Origin of the sequence: Bacillus methanolicus PB1, from assembly GCF_000262755.1 — a bacterium.
GTDB classification, from domain to species: Bacteria; Bacillota; Bacilli; order Bacillales; family Cytobacillaceae; genus Bacillus_Z; species Bacillus_Z methanolicus.
In genome coordinates, this window is record NZ_AFEU01000003.1 from 468,466 (window position 1) to 484,382 (window position 15,917).

General features: G+C 37.8%; 18 protein-coding genes and 2 pseudogenes. 8 read left to right on the forward strand and 12 right to left on the reverse strand.

Annotation, left to right across the window (positions count from 1 at the left end):
* Positions 1-110: 110 nt before the first annotated feature.
* From PB1_RS12020 to PB1_RS12035, 4 genes are all read right to left on the reverse strand, one after another.
* On the reverse strand, positions 111-1,301 hold the full coding sequence (locus PB1_RS12020) for a glycosyl hydrolase family 18 protein (RefSeq protein ID WP_004436903.1): 1,191 nt from the start codon (positions 1,299-1,301) through the stop codon (positions 111-113).
* A 544-nt stretch (positions 1,302-1,845) separates the two neighbouring features.
* Positions 1,846-2,961: an MGDG synthase family glycosyltransferase gene (locus PB1_RS12025; protein WP_004436907.1), complete on the reverse strand. Its 1,116-nt coding sequence runs from the start codon at positions 2,959-2,961 to the stop codon at positions 1,846-1,848.
* An 85-nt stretch (positions 2,962-3,046) separates the two neighbouring features.
* Entirely contained in the window at positions 3,047-3,670 is a 624-nt protein-coding gene (locus PB1_RS12030; RefSeq protein ID WP_004436909.1) for a GDSL-type esterase/lipase family protein, read from the reverse strand.
* 132 nt (positions 3,671-3,802) lie between these two features.
* A complete protein-coding gene (locus PB1_RS12035) occupies positions 3,803-5,269 on the reverse strand; it encodes an alkaline phosphatase family protein (RefSeq protein ID WP_004436911.1) in 1,467 nt (488 codons plus the stop codon).
* Positions 5,270-5,498: 229 nt separating this feature from the next.
* Between PB1_RS12035 and PB1_RS18620 the strand changes: the two genes are divergently transcribed.
* Positions 5,499-5,618 carry a hypothetical protein gene (locus PB1_RS18620; RefSeq protein ID WP_238533141.1) on the forward strand — a complete coding sequence of 40 codons (120 nt, stop codon included), beginning with the start codon at positions 5,499-5,501 and terminating at the stop codon, positions 5,616-5,618.
* A 707-nt stretch (positions 5,619-6,325) separates the two neighbouring features.
* Here PB1_RS18620 and PB1_RS12040 read toward each other — a convergent pair.
* The 3 genes from PB1_RS12040 to PB1_RS17555 form a co-directional block, all read right to left on the reverse strand.
* Complete coding sequence (locus PB1_RS12040; protein ID WP_004436915.1) at positions 6,326-6,580, reverse strand: hypothetical protein; 255 nt, start codon at positions 6,578-6,580, stop codon at positions 6,326-6,328.
* Between the two features lie 310 nt (positions 6,581-6,890).
* Positions 6,891-7,232, reverse strand: a complete 342-nt coding sequence (locus tag PB1_RS12045; RefSeq protein ID WP_004436917.1) for a darcynin family protein — start codon at positions 7,230-7,232, stop codon at positions 6,891-6,893.
* Positions 7,233-7,558: 326 nt separating this feature from the next.
* On the reverse strand, positions 7,559-7,717 hold the full coding sequence (locus PB1_RS17555; protein ID WP_004436923.1) for a hypothetical protein: 159 nt from the start codon (positions 7,715-7,717) through the stop codon (positions 7,559-7,561).
* Between the two features lie 289 nt (positions 7,718-8,006).
* Between PB1_RS17555 and PB1_RS12055 the strand changes: the two genes are divergently transcribed.
* From PB1_RS12055 to PB1_RS12080, 7 genes and pseudogenes are all read left to right on the forward strand, one after another.
* The gene (locus PB1_RS12055; RefSeq protein ID WP_004436926.1) at positions 8,007-8,339 is read left to right on the forward strand and encodes a hypothetical protein; all 333 of its coding nucleotides are present in this window, start codon (positions 8,007-8,009) and stop codon (positions 8,337-8,339) included.
* Positions 8,275-8,868 (forward strand): DUF6431 domain-containing protein, encoded by a 594-nt coding sequence (locus PB1_RS18625; protein WP_420796280.1) that lies wholly within the window; start codon positions 8,275-8,277, stop codon positions 8,866-8,868. The genes PB1_RS12055 and PB1_RS18625 overlap by 65 nt, the downstream gene beginning before the upstream one ends.
* 162 nt (positions 8,869-9,030) lie before the next feature.
* The gene (locus tag PB1_RS12065) at positions 9,031-9,216 is read left to right on the forward strand and encodes a hypothetical protein (protein ID WP_004436931.1); all 186 of its coding nucleotides are present in this window, start codon (positions 9,031-9,033) and stop codon (positions 9,214-9,216) included.
* Positions 9,217-9,348: 132 nt separating this feature from the next.
* Positions 9,349-10,638, forward strand: a pseudogene (locus PB1_RS12070) (transposase); the annotation flags it as partial.
* A complete protein-coding gene (locus PB1_RS12075) occupies positions 10,638-11,429 on the forward strand; it encodes an ExeA family protein (protein WP_003350381.1) in 792 nt (263 codons plus the stop codon). The pseudogene PB1_RS12070 and the gene PB1_RS12075, both read left to right, overlap by 1 nt.
* A gap of 421 nt (positions 11,430-11,850) precedes the next feature.
* Positions 11,851-12,159: pseudogene (locus PB1_RS18170) on the forward strand (AGE family epimerase/isomerase).
* A 132-nt stretch (positions 12,160-12,291) separates the two neighbouring features.
* Entirely contained in the window at positions 12,292-12,486 is a 195-nt protein-coding gene (locus PB1_RS12080) for a hypothetical protein (RefSeq protein WP_004436935.1), read from the forward strand.
* An 87-nt stretch (positions 12,487-12,573) separates the two neighbouring features.
* Here PB1_RS12080 and PB1_RS12085 read toward each other — a convergent pair whose 3' ends face one another.
* The 5 genes from PB1_RS12085 to PB1_RS12105 form a co-directional block, all read right to left on the reverse strand.
* A complete protein-coding gene (locus PB1_RS12085) occupies positions 12,574-12,885 on the reverse strand; it encodes an aspartyl protease family protein (protein WP_004436938.1) in 312 nt (103 codons plus the stop codon).
* Positions 12,882-13,130, reverse strand: coding sequence for a hypothetical protein (locus tag PB1_RS12090; RefSeq protein ID WP_004436939.1), 249 nt, complete (start codon positions 13,128-13,130; stop codon positions 12,882-12,884). Before PB1_RS12090 ends, PB1_RS12085 begins: the two co-directional genes overlap by 4 nt.
* A 341-nt stretch (positions 13,131-13,471) precedes the next feature.
* Positions 13,472-13,942: an SAM-dependent methyltransferase gene (locus PB1_RS12095; protein WP_004436942.1), complete on the reverse strand. Its 471-nt coding sequence runs from the start codon at positions 13,940-13,942 to the stop codon at positions 13,472-13,474.
* A 238-nt stretch (positions 13,943-14,180) separates the two neighbouring features.
* The gene (locus PB1_RS12100) at positions 14,181-14,960 is read right to left on the reverse strand and encodes a CPBP family intramembrane glutamic endopeptidase (RefSeq protein ID WP_004436944.1); all 780 of its coding nucleotides are present in this window, start codon (positions 14,958-14,960) and stop codon (positions 14,181-14,183) included.
* A 93-nt stretch (positions 14,961-15,053) separates the two neighbouring features.
* A complete protein-coding gene (locus tag PB1_RS12105; RefSeq protein ID WP_004436946.1) occupies positions 15,054-15,710 on the reverse strand; it encodes a DUF2306 domain-containing protein in 657 nt (218 codons plus the stop codon).
* Positions 15,711-15,917 lie beyond the last annotated feature (207 nt).

Here is a 15,917-nt window from a genome sequence, read left to right on the forward strand (position 1 = left end):
AATTCTCTTAATGTTAAAGAAAGCCTTAAAGGTTCAATTTTAATTAAAAGGTTTAACAACAAAGAGTCTCCAGCCAGGAGACTCTTCCAACATTTTTTCCTTTTTTCCGCTTAGTGTCTTTGAATGATAAACTGATCTTCAAGCAATTTCCAATTTTGAGGGAAAGGCTCACCAAGCACCCAGTAGGCCACACCATTTAGCCCGTATTCTTTTACGAGATTATACTTTGCCTGCATGCTCTGTTCATTTTCAAACCAAACAACATGTTTTTTGTTTTGCTCATCAGTGTAATTAAACCAAGGGGCCTGTGACTCGTTGTCATAATGTATTTCAGCTCCTTTTCTCGCTGCCAGGTCGGCTGCTTCCTCCGGGGCGATTCGTTTTGCGAATTTGCCGCCTTTTTTGTAAGGTAAAGTCCAATCGTAACCATACAATGGGGCACCCATCACAATTTTGTTCCGCGGAATCACGGAAACGGCATAATCAAGCACTTTGCGGACTTGCGGTACAGGTGACACTGCCATTGGCGGGCCGCCGGACCATCCCCATTCATAGGTCATAAGAATGACGAAATCCGCTAACTCTCCATGCCTCTTATAATCATGGGCTCCATGCCATGGCCCTCTTTGTTCATCGCTCGTTTTTGGGGCTAATGCAGTTGAAACAGCAAAACCGGCTTTGCGAACCTGTGGCAAGATCGTTTCGAGAAAGCCGTTATACAACTCACGGTCCCTTTCCCGAATATGTTCAAAATCGATATTTAAGGCTTCGTAACCTTTTGCTTTCATCGTTTGAATAACACCTTTGATCAAGCTGTTAGAGGCTGTTTTATCTGTAAAGATGCGATGAGCAATATCCGGTGAAAAGTTTCCTTCTGCAAAATTAGTAATGACCATCATTGGAATCGCACCGGATTTTTTAGTAGCCGAAAGTGCTTCAGTGTCTTTAATTGGTACAAGACTTCCATCAGCGTTGACTCGGTAACTGAAAAAAGCTACATACGATAAATGCTGGCTAACCCCTTTTAAATCTGAAACGGATTGCTGTGGAGTGATCGGCTCAAGAAATCCAATTGAGTTAATTGGTCTTCTATCGTGGGCCGTCTTTGCCGGGTTGACCTCTTGAATCCGTTTTGCCGGAGATTGGCTATGCTGAATACGAACAGCCGAGTTATCTCCTTTATTCTGCGCTGTTGCGCCTTGTTGTTGTTTATCTCCAGAAGCGCCCTGTTTATTATCGTTTCCATTTCCGCATCCAGAAAGAACGAGAGAAAGGCAGAGCAAAATTACAAATTTTCTCATGACAACATCTCCTCTTGTTTTTTCTTATACTTCCTAAACAAGAGGATGAATATTCTAGTGTTTTTCACTTAAATCATGGTATTTAGATTCAGCAGAGTGCAGCGGAGAACCATATTTATATTTAGTACCAGCATTACCTTGATTGAAAATAAAAACCTACCTCAAAACAATATCAACCATTCAATCTGGAGTTATTTTATTAAGCATAATTCATGTAAACCCAGCATACCGTAAACCAATTTCTATATAGTAAGGTGGTTTCACATGGATATAGGCATACCAAATTTCAAAGATCAAAAGTTTCTAAAGCAGCATATTATTGATACAGTTAATTTTCTGGAGGAATTTGAAAAAGAGAGCCGATTTTTGGATAATAACAAGTGAGAGTTTACATTAAGTAGGTAATATTCAAAGTAGTTTTGCTGTCTGAGTCTTTTTGCACCAGAACCAAAAACTATAAACTATAACAAGGAGGGAACGTTATTACTCAAATTACTAAGATTAACTTCAATTTAGTTTAGGTCACATCAACTAGCGAAATATTTTAAGGAATAAGACATTTAACAATAAATTTTGCACTTGCTAATGGATCTATTTTTTGTTGAAATTCCCTCATTTTATTATGTAAAAACTCTATTTCTCGGGAAGAAAAGAGTAAATTTTCAATCAAAATGTCGATATTATTGGTGTCATCAATTTTAATTGCTAAATAATTATTTACTAAAAAATCACAATTTTTTTCTTCGTGACCCGGAATTGGTTCATATATATACATAGGCAACCCCTTTGTTAATGCCTCAAAACAAGTTAATCCACCCGGTTTTGTAATGAGTAAATCAGCCGCATCCATCCACTCGTCAATGAGATCAATAAACCCTAAAATATATACATGAGGATGATGGAATTTTGTATCCCTTAACAAAGAACTTCTTAGTGTTTCGTTATTTCCAGTGCATATTATGACCTGAATTTTTTCTTTCCATTTCAAAAGAGCATAGGCAAGCTGCTGTATTCCGCCTAATCCTAATCCTCCTCCCATAAGAATAACAGTAGGAATATTATTTAATTTTAATTTTTTTCGCATTTCCTGTTTGTTTTTCTTGATCCAAAAATTCGGCCTTATTGGCAAGCCTGTTACCACAATACGACTACTGGGAATTCCCATTTTTATTAATTGATTAGATACATCTTCACTTGAAACCAAATAGACATCTACCTCTGAATGAACCCATGCCCCGTGAACATGAAAATCGGTGATCACCGAGCAAAGAATGAATGGATAACCCATCCTCTTTAGCCGGGATATTGATGAACTAGTAAATGGATGGGTGCAAATGATAAGGTGAGGTTTTTCCTGATCAAGAAGAACCTCAATTTGGCGGTGAAACAATTGATAAATAATAAATTTCTTCCAATTGGAAAAAGGTTTGTTTTGTTTATGGTCATACATTTTTCTCCATAATGAAGGTGAGCGAATAATTATTTTAAGGTAAGAATTAAGCAGCAGCTTTGTCGTAAGAGGATGAAGTGTCTGCCCTACTTCTAAAATTTTTGTTTGAATTGAAGGGGCCAAATGAGAAATTCCTTGCTTTAACCCTTCAGCGGCTATCGTATGACCACTGCCAATGGATTCTGATAGAATCAATACTTTTTTGTTCACGATTACACCCCCTTACTAGTTATTGAATTTGCTGAAGCTATGGTTCGTGAAGAATCTTACATTCTTTTTCAATTTAGACGTTATGTCACGTAGGGACTGCAAACTTTTGTTTATTTAGAAACAAATCTGTTATAACCTTATAGCCTAAATCATTGGGATGAACTTCATCTGCCAATAGGTGAGGTTTGTTTAAAAAAGAATCCATAGGATTAATGGTATGTGCACCAAAATGTTTTGCCGTTTCTTCGTATGATTTATTTATTCTTCGAATCAATTTATTGGCTGTCTTATATAATTTGTGGTCCATAGCACCAGGATTATAAAGGCCCATTAACAATATTTGTGGGTTTGGATTCGTTTCGGTTATATTGTGTAATATGTGTCTCAAGTTCTGCTTTAACGTTTGAACCGTTCGAACGTATTCTAAAAAATTAGCGTTATTCTCATAGGCACGAATCATATCGATTCCGCCTGTTGTAATCGTAATATGAGTTGCTCTCTTTAATAAATCGTGTATTTTGGAATCGGTAAGAAATTGAAGCAATTCTCCGCTGCTGCGCCCTGATTTACCAAAATTCATGTATTGGCATTCTTTTGTTTGTTTTATGGCTTGAAAAAAACGGGCCGTAAATGACTGCTCGTGTGTAGAAGCTCCTACTCCCTCAGTAAGAGAATCTCCAAGGGCAATATAAAAAACTCGATTCTCCATTTGTTCCTCCTTTTATACGAAAAAATTTGTAAAATTATTTTTATATTTTTGATCATAATTTATTTTTTATTGATCGATTTTAAGGGAGTTTTTGGTATATTTCATACGATAATTACCTCTATCCGGATGCTATTATTTTGGAGAACTTTCAAAAATGTTAATAATAAAGTGCTTTAAATCGATTAACCGAGGCGGTTCTTTAATTCGATGTTCTGTTCCGGTTATGATAAGAGGAATTGTTGAATCATACTTGTGCAAAGAACCGTGGCTTCCGCCATCTAAATGAACGGGATAAAACCGGCTTTTAAATTCATATCTTGGTCGGGTTGTAACCACAATCACAGGAATCTCCTGAGAATACATGGCCCCATATAATCTCGAAAGTGCATCAGGATAATCACCATAATCCACTAGCCCATCGTTGAGACGCAAATCCAGGACTTCCCATTCTCCATTAATTATCCATGTTGAACCATAAATATCTCTGTATTGTCCATTCTGTTTAAAATAGACCTCTCTGCCTGATCCACCTTCTTTTACCCGGATCCCTCCATTCTCCTTTGTTGCGATAATATCAATTCGTGATTCCGACAATAATCGACGTAAAATTTGTTCTTCCATTTCTGGCTTCAGGGTATAAATATAAGCCATCCGTTCGTTGTTGCAAACTACAATATCATGGTCTTTCACATCTTCTCCTAATTGAAGAACTTTAAAGTGGTCAAGAAGGCTGTCAAGATCAATGTTAAACTCTTTTCCATTTCCTATTCGCGTTTGGCCATGGTCGCTGGTGACAATAAATATAAACTGACTGAGTGCTTCATCCCAAGAACTAAACGTATTTAAAATCTGCTGTATGCACTTGTCCACTTGAATCAAGGATTCCTCTGCATGATTGGGGTTTTTCTTATGTACTCGATGATCGTTATCCGGAAGATATACGAGCAAAAATTCCGGGATATTTCCGGATCGAATAAGTGATTTTACTGCCGAGATGGCATAATTATCGTTAATCCCATACAATTGTTTAAATCCTTGTATTTGCTTTGGGATCTCTTGTAGATCTGTTTGAACCATTGCCCCTAATGTCATGATATCAGGACCGGAAATATTTTCTTGAAAGCGAAACCTTGTCGACAGGTTGAGTAAAAAAGGTAGCCGGACACGATGTTTTTTAACACCCCTGTGAACCATTGCATTAATGGAACCTGATGTTCTGCCTCTCATTGCTAGTTCCTCAAAAATAGTGGACACTTGTTTGCTTAAATGTTTCTCATTGAGGTTGTAAAGAACATTTTTCGTACAATTTGAAAGACCGAGTTTCCTTACACACTTCCAACCGTTAACATAATTAATGATTTCTTTTTCTCCGGGATCAAACCAAATAAGTCCAGGAACCCGATGAACATCAGGATATACGCCTGTTACCAATGAGCTGTCAACGGAGGCTGTCATAGTAGGAAAACTTGTAATGCAATTAGACCAATATCTTCCCCGATCCACTAAAAACTGAAGTGCTGGAACTGTTCTCTGCTGCATGCAATCTTCCAGTACGCCAGGCATTAATGAATCAACAAGAAGTAAAATTACTTTCTTCATGGTTATCTTACCCTTCGTTTTATTAGACAAGTACAGTATGGTACAAAAACAAGGATATTATGAAATGTTCACGATCCAATAATGGGGGAATACTAGCATAACTACTACAATCCGAAAACAGACTTTTTTAGTACTCTTATCACGACATTGGGGAATATTCTAAAAAACCTATAATTCTTGGATAGTTGATAAAATATATGCAAAAATCAAAGGGAAAGGATATACCTGTATCGTACAGTGGATTTCCGAAGGTAACACCATTAATTTTTATCTAAGTGAATCAAGGGGTAAACAAGCAGCCAAGCGCTTTTCAAGAAAGCCTTGGCTTTTTCGTATGGTTCCCAGATAAGTGTCACAACATTGAAAAAAACCCTTCCTATCCTGTAGTAATACAGGAATTAAAAAAAGAGAATACGTATGGCTGAAGGAAAAAGAGCAGCAGGTGAACTGCTGCTCTATTTAATCATGTTGTATCTCCTATTTCAAGGCAACCTTTGTTTTTCCTTTCAACCACCAACGGTAAATCAAAAAAACAACAAGAATAAATCCTAAGTAAATCGCAAGACTCAACACAAATGTTTGAACAGAACTAAACAATTGATTTCCTAAATATGCATAAACGAACATTCCAGGATGTTCATATAAATGGAATCGATATCGGGACGTTCCTCCCGGTCGACTTTAAAAAATGCAAGCAATGGCCGGATTTTAACGAAAAGTCGAAACAGCCACAAACTAGAGCATCACCTGTTTTAAGGCCGGTAAAGTCTATTATTAACAAGTGGGTTTTGAGTAGGAATTGAAAAAGAAAAAGAAGTTTCACCAAAAAGCTAAAAGGATCTGGGAACAACTAAAAGAAATGTTTGAGTTTCAAGGGTCCAGCTTTTTTTCCTATTGTTGATCTACAATTGAATAGCCTCCAACTGAGATTTGCCATTGTGAATAAGAAATTCTACTTTTCTTTAGATTCCCCACCCTTTCCACACATTTTCAAAATGAGAAGCAAAACGAAAAAACACCTGACGAATATATTTTGTGTATTCATCAGGTGTACCTTCATAAACCAGTCTTGTTTTTTCGAGCTTCCTTTTTTAGCTGTTCCACTTGTTCCCACATTCTCAACTGGACTATTGAATAATTTTTTATTTTCCGTTCTGTAATTGCTTTTTTATATTGATCGAGGTTCATTCCTGTAGTCTGTTCAGCCTCTCTTATAATTTCTAGAATTTCCTCATTAGAAATGAGCTCTTCTTTCTGTGCGTCAATCTCAGCTTGGCGTGTTGGTTCCCACTCATCTTTAACTCTTTCCACTGATATCACCAGCCAAATTTTTAATTATTTATTTTTATTGTATTAGTTGTTCGTTTTATATTCAAGGGAGTTATAATAATTGTGGGATTTATTTGAATTAAATGGATTAAAAAGGTGGGATGTTTTTACAAATGCGGCACCAATGACAAGTTGAAAATTATGCCATTATAGGAATACCCAAAAGATAACCATTGCCTATTTGAAAGGGCAATGGTCTGTTAAAACGTATGTTAAGCAGTCCTTTTTTGGATTCTCCTACCTAAAAAATTGTTATGATTTTAGGTAGGAGTAGTTTAATCTCTTGACCAGCCTATTCGTCCATCTTAAGCACTTCAGACTCGAACGATTGAAAAGCATTTTCCATTCCCATGACGACATCTTTGATTTTCATATATCCTTTGGTATAAGTTGACGAATCTCTGATTTCCTCCCACATGTAATGATATTGACGCAAGTCCTCCGTCTCACATACTACAAAATCAGTAAAACCCTTCCCTGGTAATGCATCTGCATCAAAAAAACGCACCTTAACGTGCTGACTGTATTTTTGAATAATCTCCTGTAAAGAAGAAGCATACTTCCTGCGTTCCTCTCGAGGCAACGCGAGCCAAGAAGGGTAGAACTCCAACAAAACAATCATCATATACCGCATTTTATCAACACCCTTAACCATGTAATTATTTTAAAAAATAAGACAACATCAATGTGTCGGCTTTTTCAATTACTTAATAAACTAACGTGCGGAATAGTCCAATCGTACAGAAATTTGATGAAATTTAACATTATCATTTAATTTTTGAACCTCTTCATACTTATCTGGCTCCGATACGAAATATAGAAGGTATTTTCCTAATTTATAAATTATAAAAAATTCCCCATGAATAGAATCATAACCGGTATTGTTGGTTGTTCCAAAAAACTTTCTTAATTTGTGCACAGGTATACGCCTTATTGTTACTAAATCTGGAATGAATAAAATCAATCATTAGTAGATGGTTTATCCCTTACATTTAACTTTGAAGCATTTACTGTTGCAGAATACGATGTAGCTGCCTCAGCATTATATGCGATAGGAACTATAATATTAAAAATAATTGAAAAAGCTAAGGCGATTTTTAAAAACATTTTCCATTTCAATGATTCTCTCTCCCTATTAATTAATTGTACTATATTAGAGTATAACAAATATTCCTAATTTTTGGGATATATATTTCTGGAATCTTTGAAACAACTATCCATCTATGTCGCATTATCGTCCCAATGTGCAATAAAAAATCACCCCTTAAGTTCACTGTTGCCCAACTGAGGGTTTTTTCAACATCTACTTTAAGGGGTGCAGGTTACAATCTGGAGTTATCTTATTAAGTATATTTCTTGTAAACACAGCATACCGTAAACCAAATTCTATTTAGTAAGGTGGTATCACATGGATATAGGCACACCAAATTTCAAAGAGCAAAAGTTTCTTAAGCAGCATATTATTGATACTGTTGAGCGCCTGATCTATTGTCGCACTACAGGAGATTTTCACCACTTATTTTGTCAGATTATGTACAAAGAAAGAGCCGACAGCTTCTTTGACTATGGTACAATGGTCAGAGAAGCTGTCGGCTCTTTAAACTATAACTATAAAGGAAAAGGTTATTTGTTCCTCCCTGCTTGCCGGCCCGGAGAACAAACGACCCTCTCACACTATGCCTATCATACTAGAATGTTTTGTCTCAATCAAGAGATATATTTCCACTATAGAAACGAGTGAACTTGAAATCTTATGTCCCTGCTGCGGAAGGCGAACTAGAAAGCATGGAAAATATAAGAGGACGGTGCACTTTAAAACGAGATCTCATGAGATTCCGATTATGCGTAGAAGGTGCCCTGACTGTAAGAAGACTTTTTCATTGATACCTTGCTTTATTGTTCCATGGGGACGATTTGCCAATCACATCATTGAATTCCTTCTTCGGTGGATCTTTTCCGGCCTCCCTTTGGTCCTCCTTCCGGAGCGCCTGTCTACTGAAGAAGTTTCCGTTGTCTCCCAAAAAACACTATACAGGTGGAAAGCCAAATATTTCGCCCGTTTTTTGAAATGGTGGAAGAATGAACGGAAGAGGATGGCTGAATACTACCAGGATGGAGACGGGTTGCTAGCCCTTTATCGTAAAGGAATTGGTTCGGCTGAAGAATTCCTTATCCTGGTTTCCTCCTTTTTTGGGGAGGATCGATCCATTCCCGGGCCAGGGAAACTTTTTTCATCCATACATTTCCGCCAATCCCCTATCCGGATTTAATCAGTGGTCTGTCTTTTCAACTGGCGGACAATTTGTAAATTTGAGGATGAATATCCATTTCCTTGCTCCACAAAATATGTCCCTTTTCTGGAAAGAAAAATGAGAGGAAAATAGAGTTTGTTTTATCATTTACCTATTTTGTGGAAAAAGGAGAAAAAGAGAATGAATGAAAACCTGCGTAATGACATTGCCGCTTTCCGATTTGGGTTAATTGCCCAAGTGGTTCAGCGGAAATTACAGCCCGGGGAGAGGTATGCCCTATTGTGTTTTTTTCAATCGAAAAATACAGAGTTTTGCAACGGGGAATGCAGAGAATTGCAACTTGACATGGAGCCTCTGTGGGCATGACTTCGAAGCCAGAAAGCCAGCTATTTTAAGGGCTGGCTTCACCGAACAAGGCTATCATGCCCACCTCTCCATGTAAAGTTGGTACAGACCAAATTCTCTGCAACTCTCTGCACTTTTATTTTGCAATAAACACTATTGCGGGAAATAGCCAAACAACGCTATACGATTCCAGGCAGTGAGAAGACGACCATCAGTATTCGATCCCTCGAAAGATACCTCCAGGCATATGAACAAGGAGGTTTTGAAGCCCTGAAACCTCAGGTCAGGGAAAAGAAAGGCAGCCTTCGGAAACAGGATCCCGAGGTACTGAAGCGTGCCATTGAACTCAGGAAAGAGCTTCCAAGCCGAAGTGTGGAACAAATTATCCGCATCCTTGAGCTAGAGGGGAAGGTGCCGGTTGGATTCCTGAAACCCCGTACTCTTTCCCGATATTTTCAGGAACAGGGCTTGAGTAAGAGAGATCTTCATCACGCAGTAAAGAAAGAGTTCCGGCATTTTGAACATGAAGCACCAAATGATTGTTGGCAGGCTGACACCCAGCACACCCTTTATTTGCCGGATCCAAAAAATCCTGAAAAACGCAAGAAGGCCTACCTGATTGCCATTATCGATGATCATAGCCGGCGTATCATGCATGCGGAATTCTTTTTTGAGGAACGGTACCCCAGATTAGAAAGGTGTGTTCAAAAAGCCGTCTTAAAGTATGGAGCCCCTCATCTTTTCTTCTGTGATAATGGTTCCGTATACAATGCCAAACAATTCAAAGTGATTTGTGCCCGTATGGGCACTAAGCTGATCCACGCGAAGCCTTATTCGCCGGAATCAAAGGGTAAAATTGAGAAGTTTTTTCAATATGTAGATTCCAGTTTTACAGGCGAAGCCAACCTTTTAATCAATCAAGGAAAGCTTACTACGCTGAAGCAGTTAAACGAGTATCTTCGTTCGTGGTTGGAAGCCTACGATAACCGGGTTCATCGAAGTACAAAACAGACACCTAGAAAACGGTTTGAAGCCAACCAGGAAAATCACCGTCTGATCCCCGCAGAAATGTTAAGGGAAATTTTCCTGTGGGAAGAGGAACGCACAGTGCGCAAAACCGCCGTAATAGAGTTGGAAGGAAACATGTATGATGTCGATTCATCTTTGCGGGGGAAAAAGATTCAAATCCGCTACAATCCGTTTGACCTTTCGTACATACAAGTTTGGAAAGATGGGCAGCGTTTTGATGATGCCAAACCAGCAGAACTCCTAAGTCAAAGCCATTCTAAACTGCCGGATGAATCGGTTGACGACTCTTCTTCCACATATGTCTCCAGCTTCCTGGAACAACTAAAACAGAGGCAAGAAGAGGAAAAGCGTAAACAGCTAGGTACACCTAGTTTTGTGCAGTGGAAAGAAAAACAGTCAGGGGGGCAGGCCTGATGTTAGAATTTTTCGAAATGAAGGATGTCCCATTCACTCGTGAAATTTCACCAAGTCAGTTATTTGTAGCTTCCAGTCACACAGAGGCTGCAGCCCGGCTGGAGTACACGGCTCGCCACAGGCAGTTCTGCCTGTTGACAGGAGAGGCCGGGATGGGGAAATCAACCGCGGTTCGAGCTCTAATCCATCAATTGGATCCCATGCAATATCGGTATTTGTACATCTGTGATTCTGCTCTGACTCCAAAGCTCTTTTACAGGGAAGTCCTACAGGACTTTGGCATACAGCCTGCCTTTCGGTCAACCGATGTCAAACGGCAGTACCAATCATTAATGCTCGATATTTATGAAAATGAAAAAAAGATTCCCGTCGTGATTCTGGATGAGGCTCATCATTTTTCTGAATCGATGTTGCAGGAATTGCGCTTTATCCTTAATTTCCGGGAAGATTCAATGTCTCCATTAGCTCTCATTATCGTGGGACAGCCAAGTTTAAGAAACCAACTCAAGTCCAAACATCTGGAGGCAATCGACCAACGGATCCAGATGAGATATCAACTAAGTGGGTTAACTGAAAAGGAAACATATGCATATATTCGTCATCAGCTGGATGCGGTAGAAACCCCTCAAGAAATTTTTTCAGAAGAGGCCATCCAAGCGATTTTCAACTTCAGTCATGGGGTTCCAAGGAAAATCAATACCCTGTGTAGCCAAAGCTTGTTGGATGCCTTTGTTCAGGGACATAAAATTGTGGGTGAATCACACATTCATCGGGTGATAAACGATCTTTAAAAGAGGGATGGGCATTGAAGAGACTTGAAGAGTATTTTGTACAACTGCAGGATGGCATTGCAGAAATGGAGGCTGTAATCGAAGTACTTAGATGATGAAATTTCTGAATTGAGGAACAAAGGGATACACTACTAAAATTAATTATTAATTACACTACTAAAAAAAGAGCTAAAGAATTTGTTATTCTAGTAGGTCGATATCGACATAGAATTAGACCATTACAACTGCCAGTGGCATTGTGGGTGACTGATATTCACTTGCCATGTCATTGCCACTGGCAAACAATCCGACATCGAAGGTGTCTGCGGACATGATACGGTTAAATTTTTATGCTCCACGCTGTATTGATAACGAGGCGGGAGGCTATATAAACTGCTATCATGATGATGGAACAATTTGTGATCATGAAGCATAGTATCTTGTGGGTTTATCAAGATTTGTTTGTATTTTCAGCATTGCTTTTATGCTGAATCATTCAAAAAACTATAAACAGCTGGCAGAGCACGGTCTGAAGTTCCTGCAAAATCATCAACGTGATCAAGAACATGGAGGATATTACTGGAACCTTAAGTGACAAAATATTGAAGATTCAACGAAACAAGCATATGGTCATGCCTTTGCACTGTTTACTGCTTCAACATCCTATAAAGCAGGCATTTCCGATGCAGGAAAAATAATAGAGGAAATTTTTGAAGTTCTTGAACTTTATTTCATAATGTTCCAAGATTAAATTACCTGATTGAGGGAGCAGTTTGAACATGACGGAATAAAAAATACGATGTGCTCTATTCAAATAACGCTCATTACCTGTGACTTCATATGCTGAACCTATTTAGGAGGGATAAGTCTTTAGGAGATATAAATGTATTTTGTATGGAGTGATGGGGGTAGCCGTGCGCCACATTGTACAGATAATTCGAATGCCATGTATAACGATGTTAAAGTTGATATCATGTATTATGCTAGCTTGCACAACTACAAACTTAAAGGAAAAAAAGAAACAAAATATAAAATTTTAACAATAAACTATGGGAGGAATTTACAAATAAATACATAATAGAAATGTCTCGAGCGGAAAGGATTTACTCACTTCTTAACTCTAACCTTTTAAGATCAATGATAAATTCCCCTTTTTTTAATAAATCTAAACAAATCCATTAATATCAAAACCGTTCAAATTTCCGAAATCAATGCAAACATTGCTAAAACTTTTATCACCTAGTTTAATAGCGTCTATTTTTTTCGAAAAGCAATATTCCTCTCCGCCAATTCCAACAATACTCACTAATTTATCGCCGGGTTCAAAATATATTCCAATGTCATCTACTTTATCTACAACTAAAATCGAAAGAGAAGCACCTGTATCAATAGCTACACTGTCAATCCATCTTGTTTTTCCTTTAAATCTCAATTCAACTGAGGTAAGAATTAGTCCGTTCTCATAGAACAACTTCATCTGCCTAACCCTCTTATTGCAGATGGTCTTCTTACTTCAATGACAAGCTCTTCATTTTCTGTATGAGAAACAATTGTAACTTTTTTTGCTTTTAACAGTTCCGTGGTCGCTTCTTGTGAATCTTTAATAGGACGAATTAAAGCAACATCATCGATAATCTTTTTATTTCCAACCGTATGGGCACTAATCACAGATAACAATACGTATTGATTAGGGTAAATTTCACGTATTTCTTGCCATTTCATTAGATTCACCTCGTTTTCCATATGTTTCTTCCAATTCTAATTTAATTGTATTAGTGAACAATACGCTCACTTATCGACACTTAATATACTACATCCAGTTAGTAGTAATATTATACCTAAGGATGCTCATATTCCTCAAACCGCTTTTTCGGTGTGACTGAGTCAAGTTTTTGTGGGGATTTTTTCTTTTTGTACAGAAGAGCATAAAGTGTTTATTACCAAAACGCTTTATTGAAATAAAAAGAACTCATTAGTAGATGGGCTCAACTATTACGATATAATCCCGCTTCCGAAGAAAAAGCCCTTGAAATCCATCTAACTCCCCTCCTTGAAACACTATTTTATAAAAAATATTCTTTCATTAATTCTTTTGACCAGTTTGGCTGTTTTACTATTTCACGCGGTCCAAATTCTTGCATATAAGGTTTAATATCAATGATAGGAGTTCCTTCGATTGCATCAAGTGCTTGAACCGTTATTTTAAGACCATCAACTCTAAGTAGTTTGCAAGTTGACACTCCAATTCGATTTGGACGATTCTTCCTTCTTTGGCTAAATATTCCTACCTTAGGATATTCCTGCTTATTCCTCGGATGCCGTGCACCTTTCTGAATTTTAGAAGAATCTAATAAATGAAAATGATATAGGATATCAACATGCGAGAATTCTTCTAAACCATCTAATACCTCTTCAGTAAATTGTGATGAATCAAGTTCAATCGTTGCTACTTCAGATCCCCAATAATCATCTTTGATATCTATTCTACCTGAAATAACTTTCCCGATTGGAGTTAGTAAGATTTGTTCTATCATTTTATTAATCTCCTCTATATAAAATTGTGTTCTCCTGTAACATAACCCGGTTTGGGCACAGCTTACACAAAATCATTCATTATTAAACGCCGTTAGAACAAAACAGCCATAGTCATTACCTATTCGCTTATTCCACTCCAGGGTTGAAATAATCTCCCAACTTGAAGATTCCCCAGTTTAAAAGGATGCACCAGCGGTAGCTTTTTGTTGTTGTCCACGTGCATTCGCAAGGTCTCAATCAAAAAACATAAGGTAATATTACGATGAGAAAGACATCTGCTGTCATATGAGAAATGACTGCGTATTCCAATCCTTTTTTCCAATAAAGATAACCGAACAACATTCCCAAAACACCATTCCCAATTAGAGTTCTTACAACCAAGGCGGTAGTTAATTGCCCAAACACAATGGCGGCGAAAGGTAAATGCAGCGCTCCGAACAACAATGAAGCCACAATCATCCCGATCCAATAGAACGAAGAAGGTATGTTTTCTGTATTTTTGGAAAAGAGTCTAGCGAGTATCCACACTACCAGTGTCATTAAGAACAATCGAACAAGAATTTCTTCTACAATTCCCCCGTAAAACATAGCAAGAATGCCTTTCCACCAAACAACTGATTTCATCTCTGTAAGGTTGGGGATAACAGGTGAGAATATCAGTTTATCTAACAAGACAACCAAAGTGGCTCCAATAAAGCTTCCCAATACGGAAACCACTACCCATTTTTTTGATAGCGCTGGAAGTTTAGACTTGTAGAACCAGGTTCGGAAGATAGGAACATCTAAACCCACTTTAGGTCCCAACCTCAATCCCACGAAACTGGCGAAGAATATCAACAGTCCTGTTTGCAAAGTACCAATACCCAAAACAACAGGGATGGAAAAGGGAGCTCCGTCTATAGAATCGGCTAAAATGTGCCCTATTATCTCCATCTGATAGGGAATGAAAGCAATTCCTGCCAATACTGACAACAGGAAAAAAAGGAATGCTAAGCCAATGTTTTTTTGTTGTTTCATTTTTTTGCTCCTTCCATTTACTCTTTGTCTTCCAAAGAGAACACACATATACGATATCAAGGTCCTTCGAGTCAAAGAATGGACAGCGTTCTTCTATGTCAAACTAATGTTATTTGAACTATTTTTTGAACTCTTTTGAATATAAAGCTCAACAACTATTAAATTTCCGATCCAGGACAACCATGTTGACACCACATAACCAAATGTAAAATCATCCAACGAAAAACCTATCACCGCTGACCAAATGCGAAATGTAACTGCTGCAAAAGTGACAGCATAACTTCGATACATCCATTCTTTATGTTGCTTAATCCGCTTGTTTCGAATGTACTTATAAGCGAAATAAGTAGTATAAAGCCAGGACAGATCCAGGAATAAAAAACCTAATTTTGCAACAATCCCACCAAATGCAAAATATGATAAGTATAGGCCGAACACTCCACTTGTCAAAATAGAAATGACATATATTTTGCCCATAATTCGATGCAATCTCATCTGACGATAACGAAATGTTTTTATAAACTGAAACGGTCCTATAAAAAGTGATAAAGCAGCAGTGAGAATATGTAAATACAATGCGTAGTTCCATGGTTTAAAATGGAAATCATACATTTCAAATCCCAATTCAATCAGCGTAGCATTTGATCTGACTGGATCTAAAATAAAATATCGTATAAATACAGATAAAACAAACAGAAACCCAAGTAAAAAAACGATACCGAAAGACACTTTTTTGCTCAATGACTGCATTTGATTCCCTCCCTTGATTCTAACTCAGCCCCCTTACTGGAACAGTTACCGGAATTTCATATTATTTTTTTTCCATGAAGTGAAAGATTTTCACTTATTCTATGCCTGTGAAGTTATAGGGTGTTTGAAATATCGGGGAAAATTTATCGAGTCATTCGTTCGGATGAACAGCACTTCGTCAGGCACAGATTCCCTAGGCTCCGTTTC